This is a genomic window from Salinibaculum sp. SYNS191 (genome assembly GCF_037338445.1).
GTDB lineage: Archaea > Halobacteriota > Halobacteria > Halobacteriales > Haloarculaceae > Salinibaculum > Salinibaculum marinum.
In genome coordinates this window covers 228,067-242,134 of the sequence record NZ_CP147838.1, presented here as the reverse complement: position 1 = coordinate 242,134, position 14,068 = coordinate 228,067, and the positions used below count along the sequence as shown (strand labels likewise).

Sequence of the window (14,068 nt, the reverse complement as noted above, 5' to 3'; positions counted from 1 at the left end):
CAGGTTCCTTCGATTATCCCACCATTCGGTTCAGCACCACAGCCCCGAGTACCGAGTAAATGCCATGTCTCTGTCTGCGTATTCTGGACAGCCTTCATGTAGCGACGTTTGAGTTAGACAGTAATAGGGTGTCGGACTAAGCGCCGCTCAGGTCCTAACCAATCAGCTTTCGCCAACTGTTACAGGCATCGGTCTCACTGAGACGACTCACTCACACCCTAATGCTCATCGCCATGCGCTGCTAGTCGGGGTCGCCTGTTGCGAGTTCTGCTGACAGACAAGAGCCCGTTATAGAGTCGTTCTAAGGGATTGGTTTTACCGCTGTCAGCCAGTGAATCGGCCCAGCTGTTAGATACCGTGTTCTTACAGACCGGTGCATCTCTCGCGTTTCAGCAGCACTGATGGGTACGTGTCAATCGGTTAGTTCACCTGTCCTGAAAGCTCAGCTCCGGCTTTGAACTTCACCTCGTTCGATGCCCCATTCGCGTTCACCAGATGGAGCACGGGCGCGTCCAGCGCGAGATGCGTGATGTGCGGCCCCTCGTCCGTCTCCAACTCCTGCCCCGGCATCTTCCGTCTGACACTGTCGATACCCGCTTTCGCACCCTCCGGGAGGACGCCTTTCTCCACCAGCTCGGCCATAGTGCCTGCATCGAGCCGCGCCCCTCGGCGAGACCGTCCCGCAACGACTCTCCGACGACGCTCCGAATCCGCCCGCTCCACTGCGTCCCCGAATCCATCTCCGTCGGAATCCACATCGTCGAGGTCGATACCAACGACCGGTGCAGCATCCACCATCGTCAACATCGTCATTGAGTCTTCGTACAACGCCGCGTCGTCGATTACCCAGCCGCCTGAGTAGATGAGCTGTCCGTCACTCTCTGCACGACCCACGTACAACAACGCTGGGAACGGGTGCGGGCATCCCGGTGGCTGGACCAGTACCTGCGCCACAAGCGTCTCGAAGATTTCTGGCGTCGCTTTCCCACCCCCGTCCGACGCACCACTCCACGCTTGGTAGATTGCTTCAGTCGATGATTCGGGGCCGTCCGACCCACCGTGCGTGCCGACCCGCACGACCGCCGGGCCTCCGCCAGCTTCCGGCGGTGAAGTAATCACTGCGACGGGACCGTCGTCCGCTCGAACGACCTCAAGACTCCCGCCCGTCGCCCTCGGCCCCGATACCTCCGCGACGAAGTGAGGCGTCGTCCCGCACACCGCCCCCGGATGATTTCCGGGGTCGTCATCGTCGCAATCGCCAGCATCATCCGGGTCACCCGGACCAGCCTTCGGCGTCCCCCACGAGTACACCCGTCCATCACCGTCGTACTGCCCCGTCAGGTACTCGATGAGTCGCTCCGGCGTCACCGCTTCGGCGATACTCCCGTTCCCACCCGGAACCTCAGCGTCAGGCAGACAGACAGTGAACCGCTCGCCAACAATCGGCTTCCCGTCCAGATACGCGACGAGCTCGTCATCCTCGTCAGCATCAGAGACACCATCTCCATCCGCGTCCCCGTCTGACGACCTCGTCGAGCTCAGCCGAGGCCGGTTACTTCGCGAGGAATTGTGGTTCTGCGCCATCACCGCAGAGGACGTAACCCACCCTTCCAACTCTACGCGCTCGGCCAGCGTCGGAGTCAGTCGAGCCACGTGCGGGCTCCCCGGAGCCATCTCGAAATTGACTTCTGTTTCATCGTCATTCCAGCCCATCCCGGCGAACACCGCCGCAGGCGACGCCCCCGTGTTCGTCAACGAAGACGCCACCCGATTCAAACACCCTGCGAGCGACCCAACCGCGACGGCACCGCCTACCGCGAGGAGGCGACGGCGACTGATGGTAGCGTGTGACACATCACGTGGGGCAACGGTAAGTCTTCGTGAATTCATAATTAACTACTGAAAGAGTGACGCAAACATAAGTATAGTTATAATTCTCGGATACGATTGTCTTCCGGGAAACAACGCCCGGGCTTCTGTGTACACTCTCCTCTAGTCGGGGAAATTTGCCCACCAGGGTATCTGACGAGAGACGAGCTCTCGGCGTGGGATAGCGGGAATCGACGCACAAAGAATGGCACTTTTCCGCTCCCTGAACAAGGTGGGGCAGCAGACGACTCTGTGATAGCTCTTCTCGCGCGGGCAGCTACAATTGACAATATACCAATGAAACTAATAACGTTATTAAATTAAGGTAATCCTGACTCTAGCAAATCGCACGACTGAGGAGACCGGGATGACGTGGCATAATGAACTCTGCTCCGAGAAAGGATAGGGGTTTAAATACACCCCGTCACTGTTTGTTGGCTCCTAAGCGTTATGCGGAAGGATGGGCGCTGCAGGATTTGAACCCGCGACATCTTGGTCCGAAGCCAAGTGCTCTGTCCAAGCTGAGCTAAGCGCCCGGTAGCCACGAGTTGCCGGTGTCGAGATAAAAACTCCCCGGTTCCGGTTCCGTCCTCGGAAATCTGTTGGACGAAAAGTGATATATGTCGGAGGCAGAAAAGAATAGCCAAAGGCGGCCGGTGGCGGTATCGGTGTGGGTGCGTCACCGATTGCTGAGCGAGAGTCTCAATGTACGACCTTGGCCCGGACTTCGAGGACGCCGCTGTGGCCCCCGGGACGAACATTCTCATCGCGGGGCCACCGTTGACTGGCAAGCGGCGCCTGGCGATGGACATTCTGGCCCACGGCGCCGGACTGGGGGAGGGGTCAGTCATCGTCACCACGCGGGACAGTTCGGAGCGGGTGCTCGCCGACTATCGCTCGCGGGTCGACAACCCGGACGCGGTCGACCTCGGCGTCGTCGATTGCGTGACCCAGCATCAGGGGCGGTCGACCGCCGACACCGACGTAGTGAAGTACGCGTCCTCGCCGGTGGACATGACGGGTATCGGTATCAAGTTCTCGGAGTTCCTGGAGGAGTTCTACGGGGAGCGTGACCGCACGCAGAACCGGGTGATGCTGGATTCGCTCTCGACGTTGCTGATGTACTCAGACGTCCAGACGGTGTTCCGGTTCATGCACGTGTTCACGAGCCGCATCGACGACGCGGACGCGCTGGGGGTCCACGTCATGGAGTCCACCGCCCACCAGCCGGAGGCGCTGAACACGATGAAACAGCTCTTCGACGGCTTCGTCGAGGTGGACGAGGACCGCGAGAAGACGGTTCGCCTGCCGGACGTGGACGCCAGCGCGGCACCATAGCCCCCTATTCTTTTGCTCTCGGGGCACCTCACTCCGTGCATGCCAATCACGAGCGACGACGAACTCCGCGAGGTACTGGACGTCGACACTATCGCCGTGGTGGGGTGTTCGACCACGCCCGGGAAGGCGGCTCACGACATCCCGAAGTACATGCTGGACCACGGGTACGAAATCGTCCCGGTCAATCCCTTCGCCGACGAGGTCTTCGGCCGCGAGGCCTACGACTCGCTGGCGGACGTCCCGGACGACATCGACCTCGTGGACGTGTTCCGGCCGAGCGAGGAGGTCCCGGGCATCGTCGACGCCTGTCTGGAGCGCGATGACGCGGGCATCATCTGGATGCAACTGGGCATCCGCGACGACGAGGCGGCGGCCCGGGCCGAGGAGGCCGGCAAGCGCGTGGTCCAGGACAAGTGCCTGAAGGTCGAGCACCAGCGCCTGCTGTAGTCACGTCTCTTCGGACACGTCGACCGTCGTGCCGTCGGCGTCGCCGTCGGGTTGCTCCCCGGCGTCGTCCGCGGCGGTCGGTTCGGGCGGGAGGTCGGCCTGTTCCAGAACGTCGTCGACGTCGATTCCCTGCTGTTCTGCGAGCGCCTCGACCAGCGCCCGCTGCTCGGCGACGTCGCGTTCCAGGTGGTCGACCTGCGTGCTGGTGTGTTCGACGTCTCTCTCGAGTTTGGTGAGACGCTCGATGACCTCGTTCATCTTGCTGTAGAGCTGTTCGGCCGCGTCGATGACCTTCTGGAGTTTCTTGGCAGTTCCGCCCAATCCCATGCCCGGCCGTAGCAGGGGCGGGTACGTGGGTGTTGTGGTCGGCTGTCCTGTCAGGTCGGAATCGTGAAGTAGAACGTCGCGCCCTCGCCCTCGCTCGACTCCACCCACATCTCGCCGCCGTGTCGGGAGACGATGCGGTCACAGATTGCCAGCCCGATGCCGGTGCCGTCGCTGTCGCGGCTCCCCTGCTCGAATATCTCGAAGACGCGGTCCTGTCTGTTCTCGGGGATGCCCGGGCCGTCGTCGGCCACGGAGAAGCGGACATCGTCCTCGCGGCGCTCGGCACCGACGTGTATCGTCGTCCCGTCACCGCCGTGTTCGATGGCGTTCTCGACGAGGTTCTGGAAGACCTGACCGAGCTGGTTTCTGTCGGCCTCGACCGTCGGGAGGTCGTCGCAGGTGACGGTCGCGTCGTGTTCCTCCCGGAGGAGTTCCAGGTCGCGCATGGTGTCGGCGAACACCTCGCCGGCGTCGGTCTCGGTGAACTCCTCGCCCTGGGTCCGGACCCGCGAGTAGTCCAGCAGGCCGTCTATCATCGCCTGCATCCGGTCGGCTCCGTCGATGGCGAAGTCCATGTACTCGTGGGCGTCCTCGTCGAACTGGTCGCCGTACTCCGTCTCCAGCAGCGAGATGTAGCTGGAGACCATCCGCGCGGGCTCCTGGAGGTCGTGTGAGGCGACGTAGGCGAACTGCTGGAGGCGCTCGTTGGACCGCTCCAAGCGGCCGACCGTCGCTTCGAGTTCCGCTTTCGTCGTCGAGAGTTCCGTGATGTCGGTGTAGAGGAGATAGCCACGTTCGCTGTCGCGGAAGGGCACGACGCGAAGCTGGAAGTCGCGCTGTCCGTTCGCGGTGGCGGTGTGGAGCCGCGTCGCGTCTTCCTCTCCCGCCCGGAGGGAGCCTGTGATGACCGCCCGCGTCTCTTCGTCGTGGCTCACCGTCTCGAACAGGGGGTCGCCCGCGGGACTGTCCCCCTCGGTGCCGAACATCTCGGCGAAGGCGGCGTTCTGTTCCACGACGACGGGTTCCCCGCCCGCCAGAACGACCTCGACGACTTCGGCCGGTGCGTTCTCGAACAGTGCCTCGAACTTGTCGCGTTCGCGCCGGGCGGTCTCGCGTGTGACTTCCGACCGGGCGGTGGCGTAGCCCACCAGCGTGCCGGCGACGGCACCGCCGATGGTTATCTGGAGGACGATGAGCCACGGCTTGAGTTCCCCCTGGATGACCTGCGCGCCGACGACCTCGGCCGCCACCACGAGGAGGCCGGCTGTGCCGATGTACTGCCACCGGGTCACCGCCGTCATGAACCGCTCGTCCCGCCGCTGGTACACCAGGTACCCGGCAGCCAGCACGGCGAGTGCAGACCCGAGTGGTACCACATTCTCCAGCAGCGTCGACCACAGCGGCTTGTTCTCGACCAGCCAGTCGCGCACCACGTCGCGAACGACGATGCCTGCCAGCAGCACGGATAGCAGTCCGGTGAGCCCCAGCGACGCTCGCTTGCTCAGTTCCATCTGTCTCGTGACAGGACACACAGCAGGTAAAACCTGGTGACACGCGACGACCGGGTGACGGAGCGGAGCGGGTCGGAACAGTTAACAGGTCTGTAGGCCCTCATATGACAAGTAACTGGAGGAATATCTTCTGGTACCAGACGACGGTGACCCAATCGAAATTCTGCTCGCGGAGGACAATCCCGGCGACGTTCGCCTGACGGAGAAGGCACTCGAACACGGGAACATCATCAACAATCTCCACGTTGTCACGAACGGTGTCGAGGCGATTGAGTTCCTGCGACAGGAGGGGGAGTACGCCGACGAACCCCGGCCCGACCTCGTGTTGCTCGACCTGAACATGCCCAAGAAGGACGGCCGGGAGGTGATGGCAGACATGGAGGAGGACCCTTCGCTGCGCCGGATTCCGGTCGTCGTCCTGACGAGTTCCGAGGCGGAGGAGGACGTCGTCCGCTCGTACGAACTCACCGCCAACGCCTACCTGACGAAGCCGGTGGACTTCGACGGCTTCGTGGACATCGTTACGCGAATCGAGGACTTCTGGTTCTCCGTCGTGAAGATGCCGCCGAAATGAGCGGGGAGGCGCTGAGCGAGAGCCGTGACGCTCTCGCCGTGTTGCTCGTCGAGGACAACAGCGGCGACGCGACGCTGGTAGAACATCACCTCCGTCGCGGGTCGTTCCCCGGCGTGCCCGACGAGCAGGCCATCACTCACGTCGAGAGTCTCGACGCGGCACTCGACGCCGTCACGTCGTCGACGTTCGACCTCGTCCTGCTGGACCTGGGGCTGCCCGAATCGACCGGCGTGGAGACGCTGGAGCAGTTCCTCCCCGAGGCGTCGGACGTCCCCGTCGTGGTGCTGACCGGGCTGGACAACAAGGAGACGGCGGTCCGGGCCATCCAGCAGGGCGCACAGGACTACCTCCCGAAGGGTGACCTGGGTCCCGACGTGCTGATGCGGTCGATGCGGTACGCCATCGAGCGACACAAACAGGAGCGGGCGCTGCGCGAGCAGACCGAGCAACTGCAGTTTTTCAACAGTATTCTCCGCCACGACGTGGGCAACGGGATGGAGGTCATCCGGCACAACGCGCAGTTGCTCGACGAGGACCTGTCGGGACCGGCGGCCGACCGGGCGGCGACAATCCGCTCGTGGAGCGACGACATCATCGACCTCACGGAGAAGATACGGCGGATGCTGGAGGCCGTCGCCCGTGACGGGGAGGTCGAACTGGCACCGGTGGACCTCACAGCGGTCGTCAGGGACCGGACCGAGCACGTCGGGACGATGGACGAGGCCGCCACCATCGAGACGTCGCTGCCCGATGACCCCGTTCACGTCCTCGCCAACGATATGCTGGGGGCCGTCATCGGGAACCTCCTCTCGAACGCCATCGAGCACAACGACAGCGCCGAGCCGCGGGTGACTGTCGACGTGACCGCGGGCGAGGAGACGGTCACGGTCGCAATCGCGGACAACGGCCCCGGCATCCCCGACAGCGCCAAGGAGAGTATCTTCGGGTGGGGGGAGACAGACGGCTCCTCGGAGGGCGGGTTCGGCCTGTACTTCGTCGCAACGATGGTCGACAGCTACGGCGGGACCGTCGAGGTCCGCGACAACGACCCCGAGGGTGCTGTCTTCCACATCACCCTGCCTGCCGTCTGACGGCGCGACCCCGCGCCTTTTAACACCGGCCCGCTCGGAGCCCCAGGTATGGACGACGTGAACCTCGCCCCGCTGGTCGGTATTCTCGGCTGCGTCGGCGTCATCGTGGCCCTGCTGTACCCCTACGTTGCCGCCGACGGGAGTGTCGCCACGTACTACGGGTCGGGCCTGGTGAACCCGCTCGTGGCGGGGCTGCTCGCGCTCGTGACCATTATCGTGCTCGCGGCGGGCCGCGAGGCCCGGACGGACCCCGGCATCGCGGCGGGCGCGGGGCTGGTCTTCGGGCTCTTCATCTTCCTCATGACGCTGGGGTGGGGAATGACCACGCGGCTGGACGCCGTCGCCATCTCGGAGTTGCACCGCTGGGTCGTGCCCCTGCTGGCGCTGCTGATTCCGGTCGGGTCGCTGTGGTACTCGCGCGCTCTGGGTGTGTTCTGAACCGACTGTTCCGAAAGGCCCTTATGCAGTACCGCGGTAGGTTGTGGTGGACTAGGTCGGGCGGTTAGGCCCCGCTCCACCCGTCCCCACTATGGTCTTTAGGGGAGACCGAACGCCGGGGGCGTCCGGTCAGACGGGCGTGGGCCCCGCAAGCCAACGTGGAAGCCTCGTCCTCCGGGGACGGCGGTCCGCGTGGAAGCATCTGCAGGGATGTGCCCGCGCGGTTAACCGAGGGTACCCCGCCAGGCGCGGAAGCGAGCAGCGGACCCTCGGACAGCCGTCGCTCGCAGGGTCGCGGGGTGGAGGAGGCGCGCGGGACTACCCGCGTCCGAACGCCGGGCCACCCCGGTTGTCCGCTCCATTCATACTGATCCACTTTTTGTAGCGTCGGGTCTCGGGCGCGCCCAGCGGCGCGCACCGGACCACTCCTTACAAAAACTTAGGGAAAAGGCTCCTCGCGGCCGGTCAGCCGCTCGGAGTACAACACATCTTCCCTACCGCAACCGCCACCGCAAAGCGGCAGCCCTGCCCTTCCCCGACTCGGCCGACAAGACGGCCTCATGGCCGAAGACCGGAAACGCAGAGCGATGGCCGCGAGCGCGTTTCATCGCGCGAGACGGGGGAAGGAAGGTCTGCCACGAGCATCCGCGCGAACGAAGTGAGCGCGGTTCACTGCGAGCGCTCTACCGAGCGCGAGCAGCCTTTTTCCCCAAGTTTTTGCAAGGAGTGGGCCGCGGCGCGCCGTCAGGCGCGCGGCGAGCCCCGACGCAGCAAAAAGTGGTCGCTAGTCGTCAGCCGGTTCGGCCACTGCGTCGAGATTCTGCAGGTCGAGGCCTCCGCCGACGGTGCGGTTCGGGTAGGGGATGTCGATGCCCTCCGCGTCGAAGCGCTCTTTCACGGCGGTGACGTACTCGCCGCGGGTCTTCACGAAGTCGGCGCGCGAGGGGTCGGAAATCCAGATGCGCGACTGCAGACCCACCGAGGAGTCTCCGAGTTCCGTCAGGCGCACAGACGGGCCTGGGTCGTCGAGAATCTCGTCGTGTTTCTCGGCCTCGTCGACGATGATGTCGGTGGCCTGGTCGATGTCGTCGTCGTAGCCGATGCCGAAGAGGAACTTCAGACGGAGCTTCTCGTGTGCGACGGGGTTCTTGATGACGCCGGCGGTGAGTTGCGAGTTGGGCACCGTCAGCAGTTCGTTGTCGAACGTCCTGACGCGCGTCACACGGAGGCTGATGTCCTCGACGACGCCGGAGTTGCCGTCCCACTCTATCCAGTCGTCGATACGGAACGGCTTGTCGGTGAAGATGAAGATGCCGGCGACGAAGTTCTGGATGACGTCCTGCATCGCGAAGCCGATCGCCAGCGTCGCCGCGGCGGCGATAGTCGCCAGCGCGCCGAGGAAGCTCCCGTAGCCGGCAGCGCCGAAGGCGACGGCGATGGCGGCGAAGACGACGGTGAAACGGGTAATCTTCTGCAGCGGTTTCTTGGCGTGGGCGTCGAGGCCGCGCGCGTCGAGGACGCGGTTGACGAGCGAGCCGACGACGGCACGGCCGACGAGATAGAGGACGGCCGCGACGATGACGAACGTCAGCGCGGAGCCGACGGGCCCGGCGTACGGGACGCCAGCGGTGTCGAGGGCGTCGGCGACGGGCTGCGACGCCTGGAGCACCAGCCCGTTCATCGCTCGAACACGGCGGTGTGGCCCCGGACCTGAACGACTTCGGCGTTGACCGCGTCGCCGAGTTCGTCGGCGAGGCTCTCCGTGTCGGTCCCGCCGCGTGCCGCACGCAGGAACTTCACCTTCACCAGTTGGCTGTCGCCGAGCTGGTCGTTCAGTTCGTCGGTGACCGCCTCGACTCCGTTCTTCCCCACCCAGACTGTCACGTCGAGGTCGTGAATCCGCCGTGTCCGCTCCGTGTCTGCCATGCCAACCCCCTAACGGCGCATCGGATTTAAAAGCACTCTCTCGTCCGTTCGAGTGTATTCCCGGTCAGCCCCTGTCGTGATACGGATAGCGGCTCTGGTGGCCGCAGTCGCAGGTCACGACGACGTGCCCGTCCTGGAGGCGGACGCGGGCGTTCTTCCCGGGTCTGAGGTAGGCGTCGCAGGCGTCGCAGGTGAACCGGAGGAACTCGCGGGGCAGCGAGAGGCGGTTGCGTTCGGCGAGGCGGCGTGCCCGGCGGACGTACTCCCGGGCCCGGTCCTCGTCGCCGGCCACCGTGGCCTCACGGGCGAGTTCCTGCAGGCGCTCGATGCGCTCCTCGGCGACAGTCACGCCTGGCCGTCGGAGCGGGGGGCTGGTATAGGTTCCGCTCCGTCGCCTTCCGGTAGCGTTTTGCCCGGGCCTGTCGACACCTCGGGCGTGCGCGTCCTGCACTACCTCGAACTGGCCGAGCAACTCGACCGTAGCGGCATCGGGACCTCCTTCGACCACCAGCGCCAGGCGCTCGCGATGACCAACGTCGACGTGGTCGGGTCACCGTGGCAGGACGACCATCCCGTCTGGGCGGCTGCCAACACCGCCATCGGGAACGGCTTCTTCAAGCAGTTCGACCTCGCTCACTGCAACATGATCGGCCCGGGCAGCGTCGCCGTCGCTCGCCGGGCAGCCAGCGAGGACGTCCCGCTCGTCCTCCACTCCCACGTCACGCGCGAGGACTTCGCCGAGAGCTTTCGCGGGTCGAACTACCTCGCCAAGCCCCTCGGGGAGTACCTCCGCTGGTTCTACTCCCAGGCCGACCTCGTGCTCTGCCCCAGCCAGTACACGAAGGGTGTTCTCGATGACTACCCGGTCGACGCGCCGATTCGGCCTATCACCAACGGCGTCGACGTCGACGCACTCTCCGGCTTCGGGAACCTGCGGGACGAGTACCGCGACCGGTTCGACCTCGACGGGATGACCGTCTTCGCGGTCGGCAACGTCTTCGAGCGCAAGGGCCTCACGACGTTCTGTGAACTCGCCGAGACCACCGACTACGACTTCGCGTGGTTCGGACCCTACGACACCGGTCCGCAGGCATCAAGCACGGTCCGGAAGTGGACCCGAAACCCGCCGGACAACGTCACCTTCACCGGGTGGGTCGAGGACATCCGCGGCGCGTACGCGGCCGGCGACGTCTACCTCTTTCCCACGAAGGCAGAGAATCAGGGCATCGCCGTGCTGGAGGCGATGGCCTGCGGGAAGGCCGTCGTGCTCCGGGACATCCCGGTGTTCCGGGAGTTCTACACGGACGGCGAGGACTGCCTGCTGTGCTCGGACTTCGGGGAGTTCCGCGACGCGCTCGACCGCCTCGCGGATAATCCCGACCTGCGGGAGCGCCTGGGTGCAAACGCCCGCGAGACGGCCCGCGAGCACAGCCTCGACCGGGTCGCCGAGGAGTTGGCCGACGTCTACAACGCGGTGCTTGCGGGCGAACCCGAGCGGGTCGTCGACTAGAACCAGCCGCTCCCGAGGTTCTCCTCGAAGCGGTTGTACTGCTCGTCGAGTTCCACGTCGCCGGCTGGAACCCGGTATTCGGCGAGTTTGCTCCGCTCCGCGTCCGCCGAGTCGGTCGTGGCGTCGACCTCGTAGGCGGTGTACCGGCACTCGTCGTCGGTGAACGTGACGACGCTGTAGCCGTTGCGGTACCAGTCCATGAACTGGATGTGACCGTTCTGGGCGGTGGCGAGGTCGTTCAGCGCCTCGCTGTCCCAGGGGGTCGAGAAGTCGAGCAGGCTGTCGGCGGTGAGGCTCGACACGGCCGGCGTCACGAGTTCGACGCCGACGCGCCCGGATTTGCCGTTTCCGACCTCGCCGTAGTGCGATTCCATGTATCCTGCGAGCGAGCAGTGGAGGTCGCCCGTCAGCGCGATGACGTTGTCAGGCCCCTCCGCGGCGAGGTGTTGCATCAACTCGTAGCGCTCGGCCTGGAACCCGTCCCAGGAGTCCTGGAGTATCTCGACCTGGTAGCTGCCCGTCCCGAGTGTCAGCGGCAGCGTCAGCACCTCGTTCAGCCAGACGGTCCACGTCGCCGTCGATTCGCTCATTCGCGACTTCCACCACTCCTTCTGGCGCTCTCCGAGCATCGTGCGGTCCTGGGCGTCCTCGCGGCCACACGACAGGCGCTCGCCGGGGCAGGCGGGTCCGTCCCGGAACAGCCGTTCGTCCGTGACGACAAATTCCGCCAGGTCGCCGAACTCGACAGTCCGGGAGAGGCGGAACTGCTCGTGGAGGTCCGTCGCCGAGGGGTCGTACTCGACGCGGGCGGGGACGTGTTCGACCCACGCCTGGATGCCGTTTGCCGTGAGTTCGAGCGCGAACTCCGGGTCGTTCCCGTCGGCCTTGTCGGGCAGGACCGGCGCGTCCGCCGCGTAGTCCCAGTAGCGGTTGTTCGCTATCTCGTGGTCGTCCCACCCCGCGATGAGCGTGTGTGCCGCCAGCCCCTCCTGCATGAGCGGGTCGGACTTGTAGGTGCGGTACAGAAAGCGAAAGTCCTCCAGCGTCTCCGCCAGGGGCTTCCCGCTTGGCAACTCGAAGTTCCTGTCCTCGGGAATCGGCCGGTTCGGCGCGGTGTAGGCCCCGTTCGCGGACTCGTAGATGAAATCGCCGAGGTGGACGAGGAAGTCCACGTCCGACTCGGCGACGTGGTGGTAGGCCCCGTAGTAGCCGTTCTGGTAGTCCTGGCAGGCCAGCACCGCAAAGGAGAGTTCGCCCACGTCGTCGTCGCTCGCGGGGAGCGTCCGGCAGCGACCCGTCTGGCTCGGGGTCCCGTCGTAGACGAACCGGTAGTGATAGCGTGCGTTCGAGGCCAGTTCGCCGTCCAGGTCGACTTTCACGGTGTGGTCCCGGGACGGCGTGATGCGCTCGGCGGGGACCGCTCCCCGGAAGACGACGTCCTCGAAGGCCTCGTCGGTCGCGACCTCGACGCCCAGCGGCACGCCGTCGGTGAGCACTGCGGGGGCCACGCGCGTCCAGAGGATGACGCCGCGGTCCGTCGGGCCGCCGCTCATCACGGCCTGGGGAAACACCGCCGTCGGGTCGCGGCTGTCGTCCACGGCCAGCGTGGCGTCCATCGCCGGTCGCGCTTCGACGGGCCGGGCGATGGGTCGGTCGGCGAGCATCGACGCGAGTCCGCCGCCGGCTGTCGCCGCGGCGACGCTTCGCAGGTACCGTCTGCGGCCTATCTTCCCATCCCTCCGCTCTCCGTTCGCGCTATCGTCTCCCATACTACATACTAGTCACGATTCGAATATGAAACCCGGCCACGAGGCTTGTGTACCGTGAATTTGCAGTTTACAGTTACTATCATGTAGTTTGGTTTCGAGCTACTGCCGCTCGCCCACAATAACAACTGATTAGTCGCTCCGTGGACGACTCCGGCCCGATGACGCTCCCGCGGGTGGCGACCTTCACCGACACGTACCTCCCGACGGTCAACGGTGTCACCTACACGGTCAAGACCTGGCGGGACTGCTGGGAGGGACGCGGAGGGCGGATGGACGTCGTCTACCCCAGCAGCGACCACGACCCCGGCGCGGGCGAGCACCCGGTCGGCAGCGTCGCCTTCCCGTTCTACGAGGGCTTTCGCCTCGGCCTGCCTCGCGTTCCCGAGGCAATCCGCCGGGTCGACATCGTCCACTCGCACACGCCGTTCGGCATCGGCATCGGCGGGATGCGCCTCGCGCGGACGCTGGACGTCCCGCTGGTCGCCTCCTACCACACCCCCTCCGCCGAGTACGCGGAGTACCTCTCGGTCAACGGGACTATCGAGCGTGCGGTCCGGCGCTCTGCGACGGCCTACGAACGGCTCTTTCTCGACCGCGCCGCGGCCGTCGTCGTCCCGAGCGCGGAGACGGCCCGACACGTCCGGGAGACCGTCGGCGTCTCGACAGAGACGGCGGTCGTTCCGAACGGCGTCGACACCGACTTCTTCCGGCCGGACGCGGACGGCTTCCGTGAACGCTACGGCCTGCCCGACGGTCCGCTGGTCGGCTACACCGGCCGCCACGGTCACGAGAAGCGCCTGGAACTGCTGCTCGAAGCGGTCGCCGAGATGGACCGCGACGTGACGCTCGTCCTCGGCGGTGACGGCCCCGCCCGCGACTCACTGGAGGCCGACGCCGGCGAGTACGGCATCGACGCCCGTTTCCTGGGCTTTCTGCCGCGTGCGGACCTCCCCGCGTTCTACGCCTCGCTGGACGTGTTCGGGTTTCCCAGCCCCGTCGAGACGCAGGGACTGGTCGCGCTGGAGGCCAACGCCTGCGGGACGCCGGTGGCGGGCGTCGACGCCGGCGCGCTCGCGGACACCATCACCGACGGCGAGAACGGGTACAAGGCCCCGGCCGGCGACCCCATCGCGCTGGCCGACGCCATCGAGCGCGTGCTCTCCGAACGCGAACGGCTGTCGGCGCAGTGTCTCGACCGACGCGAGGACATCAGCGCGGAGCGGGCGGTCGACACGCTCAGCGACATTTACGAACGGCTGGCCGACTGA

The 14,068-nt window shown here is 65.5% G+C and carries 14 protein-coding genes, 1 tRNA gene and 1 other RNA gene; 8 read left to right on the top strand and 8 right to left on the bottom strand.

Features of this window, described 5'->3' with window-relative positions; all coding sequences use genetic code 11:
- Nucleotides 1-420 precede the first annotated feature (420 nt).
- On the bottom strand, nt 421-1,713 hold the full coding sequence (locus WDJ57_RS01330) for a hypothetical protein (RefSeq protein ID WP_338903167.1): 1,293 nt from the start codon (nt 1,711-1,713) through the stop codon (nt 421-423).
- Between the two features lie 617 nt (nt 1,714-2,330).
- Nucleotides 2,331-2,405 (bottom strand) — tRNA-Arg (locus WDJ57_RS01325).
- Between the two features lie 169 nt (nt 2,406-2,574).
- Between WDJ57_RS01325 and WDJ57_RS01320 the strand changes: the two genes are divergently transcribed.
- Entirely contained in the window at nt 2,575-3,207 is a 633-nt protein-coding gene (locus WDJ57_RS01320; protein WP_338903165.1) for an RAD55 family ATPase, read from the top strand.
- Nucleotides 3,208-3,246: 39 nt separating this feature from the next.
- The gene (locus tag WDJ57_RS01315; protein ID WP_338903163.1) at nt 3,247-3,654 is read left to right on the top strand and encodes a CoA-binding protein; all 408 of its coding nucleotides are present in this window, start codon (nt 3,247-3,249) and stop codon (nt 3,652-3,654) included.
- On the opposite strand, the gene WDJ57_RS01310 is transcribed toward WDJ57_RS01315, so the two are convergent.
- Together WDJ57_RS01310 and WDJ57_RS01305 are read right to left on the bottom strand one after the other, a co-directional pair.
- Nucleotides 3,655-3,981, bottom strand: coding sequence for a DUF5798 family protein (locus WDJ57_RS01310; RefSeq protein WP_338903159.1), 327 nt, complete (start codon nt 3,979-3,981; stop codon nt 3,655-3,657).
- A gap of 50 nt (nt 3,982-4,031) precedes the next feature.
- Nucleotides 4,032-5,492, bottom strand: coding sequence for a sensor histidine kinase (locus tag WDJ57_RS01305; protein WP_338903157.1), 1,461 nt, complete (start codon nt 5,490-5,492; stop codon nt 4,032-4,034).
- Between the two features lie 130 nt (nt 5,493-5,622).
- Here WDJ57_RS01305 and WDJ57_RS01300 point away from each other — a divergent pair, with 130 nt between their 5' ends.
- From WDJ57_RS01300 to ffs, 4 genes are all read left to right on the top strand, one after another.
- Complete coding sequence (locus tag WDJ57_RS01300) at nt 5,623-6,066, top strand: response regulator (RefSeq protein ID WP_338906227.1); 444 nt, start codon at nt 5,623-5,625, stop codon at nt 6,064-6,066.
- Nucleotides 6,063-7,157, top strand: a complete 1,095-nt coding sequence (locus tag WDJ57_RS01295; protein WP_338903155.1) for a hybrid sensor histidine kinase/response regulator — start codon at nt 6,063-6,065, stop codon at nt 7,155-7,157. The genes WDJ57_RS01300 and WDJ57_RS01295 overlap by 4 nt, the downstream gene beginning before the upstream one ends.
- Nucleotides 7,158-7,205: 48 nt before the next feature.
- Nucleotides 7,206-7,595: a DUF7548 family protein gene (locus tag WDJ57_RS01290; RefSeq protein ID WP_338903153.1), complete on the top strand. Its 390-nt coding sequence runs from the start codon at nt 7,206-7,208 to the stop codon at nt 7,593-7,595.
- Between the two features lie 44 nt (nt 7,596-7,639).
- Nucleotides 7,640-7,954: signal recognition particle sRNA (gene ffs / locus WDJ57_RS01285), an RNA gene on the top strand.
- Nucleotides 7,955-8,379: 425 nt separating this feature from the next.
- On the opposite strand, the gene WDJ57_RS01280 is transcribed toward ffs, so the two are convergent.
- The 3 genes from WDJ57_RS01280 to WDJ57_RS01270 form a co-directional block, all read right to left on the bottom strand.
- Nucleotides 8,380-9,276, bottom strand: coding sequence for a mechanosensitive ion channel family protein (locus tag WDJ57_RS01280; protein ID WP_338903151.1), 897 nt, complete (start codon nt 9,274-9,276; stop codon nt 8,380-8,382).
- Nucleotides 9,273-9,521 (bottom strand): YhbY family RNA-binding protein, encoded by a 249-nt coding sequence (locus tag WDJ57_RS01275; RefSeq protein ID WP_338903149.1) that lies wholly within the window; start codon nt 9,519-9,521, stop codon nt 9,273-9,275. The genes WDJ57_RS01280 and WDJ57_RS01275 overlap by 4 nt, the downstream gene beginning before the upstream one ends.
- 64 nt (nt 9,522-9,585) lie before the next feature.
- A complete protein-coding gene (locus WDJ57_RS01270) occupies nt 9,586-9,870 on the bottom strand; it encodes a ribonuclease P protein component 4 (protein ID WP_338903147.1) in 285 nt (94 codons plus the stop codon).
- An 87-nt stretch (nt 9,871-9,957) separates the two neighbouring features.
- Here WDJ57_RS01270 and WDJ57_RS01265 point away from each other — a divergent pair, with 87 nt between their 5' ends.
- Nucleotides 9,958-11,031: a glycosyltransferase family 4 protein gene (locus WDJ57_RS01265; RefSeq protein WP_338903145.1), complete on the top strand. Its 1,074-nt coding sequence runs from the start codon at nt 9,958-9,960 to the stop codon at nt 11,029-11,031.
- On the opposite strand, the gene WDJ57_RS01260 is transcribed toward WDJ57_RS01265, so the two are convergent.
- Nucleotides 11,028-12,800: an alkaline phosphatase D family protein gene (locus WDJ57_RS01260; protein WP_338903142.1), complete on the bottom strand. Its 1,773-nt coding sequence runs from the start codon at nt 12,798-12,800 to the stop codon at nt 11,028-11,030. The genes WDJ57_RS01265 and WDJ57_RS01260 overlap by 4 nt on opposite strands.
- 158 nt (nt 12,801-12,958) lie before the next feature.
- On the opposite strand from WDJ57_RS01260, the gene WDJ57_RS01255 reads away from it, so the two are divergent.
- Nucleotides 12,959-14,068 (top strand): glycosyltransferase, encoded by a 1,110-nt coding sequence (locus tag WDJ57_RS01255; protein WP_338903140.1) that lies wholly within the window; start codon nt 12,959-12,961, stop codon nt 14,066-14,068.

What these genes read in the sequence shown, in the direction of transcription:
- WDJ57_RS01310 (WP_338903159.1), bottom strand. Translation starts at nt 3,981, where the DNA reads ATGGGATTGGGCGGAACTGCCAAGAAACTCCAGAAGGTCATCGACGCG.
- WDJ57_RS01280 (WP_338903151.1), bottom strand. Translation starts at nt 9,276, where the DNA reads ATGAACGGGCTGGTGCTCCAGGCGTCGCAGCCCGTCGCCGACGCCCTC.
- WDJ57_RS01320 (WP_338903165.1), top strand. Translation starts at nt 2,575, where the DNA reads ATGTACGACCTTGGCCCGGACTTCGAGGACGCCGCTGTGGCCCCCGGG.
- WDJ57_RS01275 (WP_338903149.1), bottom strand. Translation starts at nt 9,521, where the DNA reads ATGGCAGACACGGAGCGGACACGGCGGATTCACGACCTCGACGTGACA.
- WDJ57_RS01305 (WP_338903157.1), bottom strand. Translation starts at nt 5,492, where the DNA reads ATGGAACTGAGCAAGCGAGCGTCGCTGGGGCTCACCGGACTGCTATCC.
- WDJ57_RS01330 (WP_338903167.1), bottom strand. Translation starts at nt 1,713, where the DNA reads ATGGGCTGGAATGACGATGAAACAGAAGTCAATTTCGAGATGGCTCCG.
- WDJ57_RS01315 (WP_338903163.1), top strand. Translation starts at nt 3,247, where the DNA reads ATGCCAATCACGAGCGACGACGAACTCCGCGAGGTACTGGACGTCGAC.
- WDJ57_RS01260 (WP_338903142.1), bottom strand. Translation starts at nt 12,800, where the DNA reads ATGGGAGACGATAGCGCGAACGGAGAGCGGAGGGATGGGAAGATAGGC.
- WDJ57_RS01255 (WP_338903140.1), top strand. Translation starts at nt 12,959, where the DNA reads ATGACGCTCCCGCGGGTGGCGACCTTCACCGACACGTACCTCCCGACG.
- WDJ57_RS01290 (WP_338903153.1), top strand. Translation starts at nt 7,206, where the DNA reads ATGGACGACGTGAACCTCGCCCCGCTGGTCGGTATTCTCGGCTGCGTC.
- WDJ57_RS01295 (WP_338903155.1), top strand. Translation starts at nt 6,063, where the DNA reads ATGAGCGGGGAGGCGCTGAGCGAGAGCCGTGACGCTCTCGCCGTGTTG.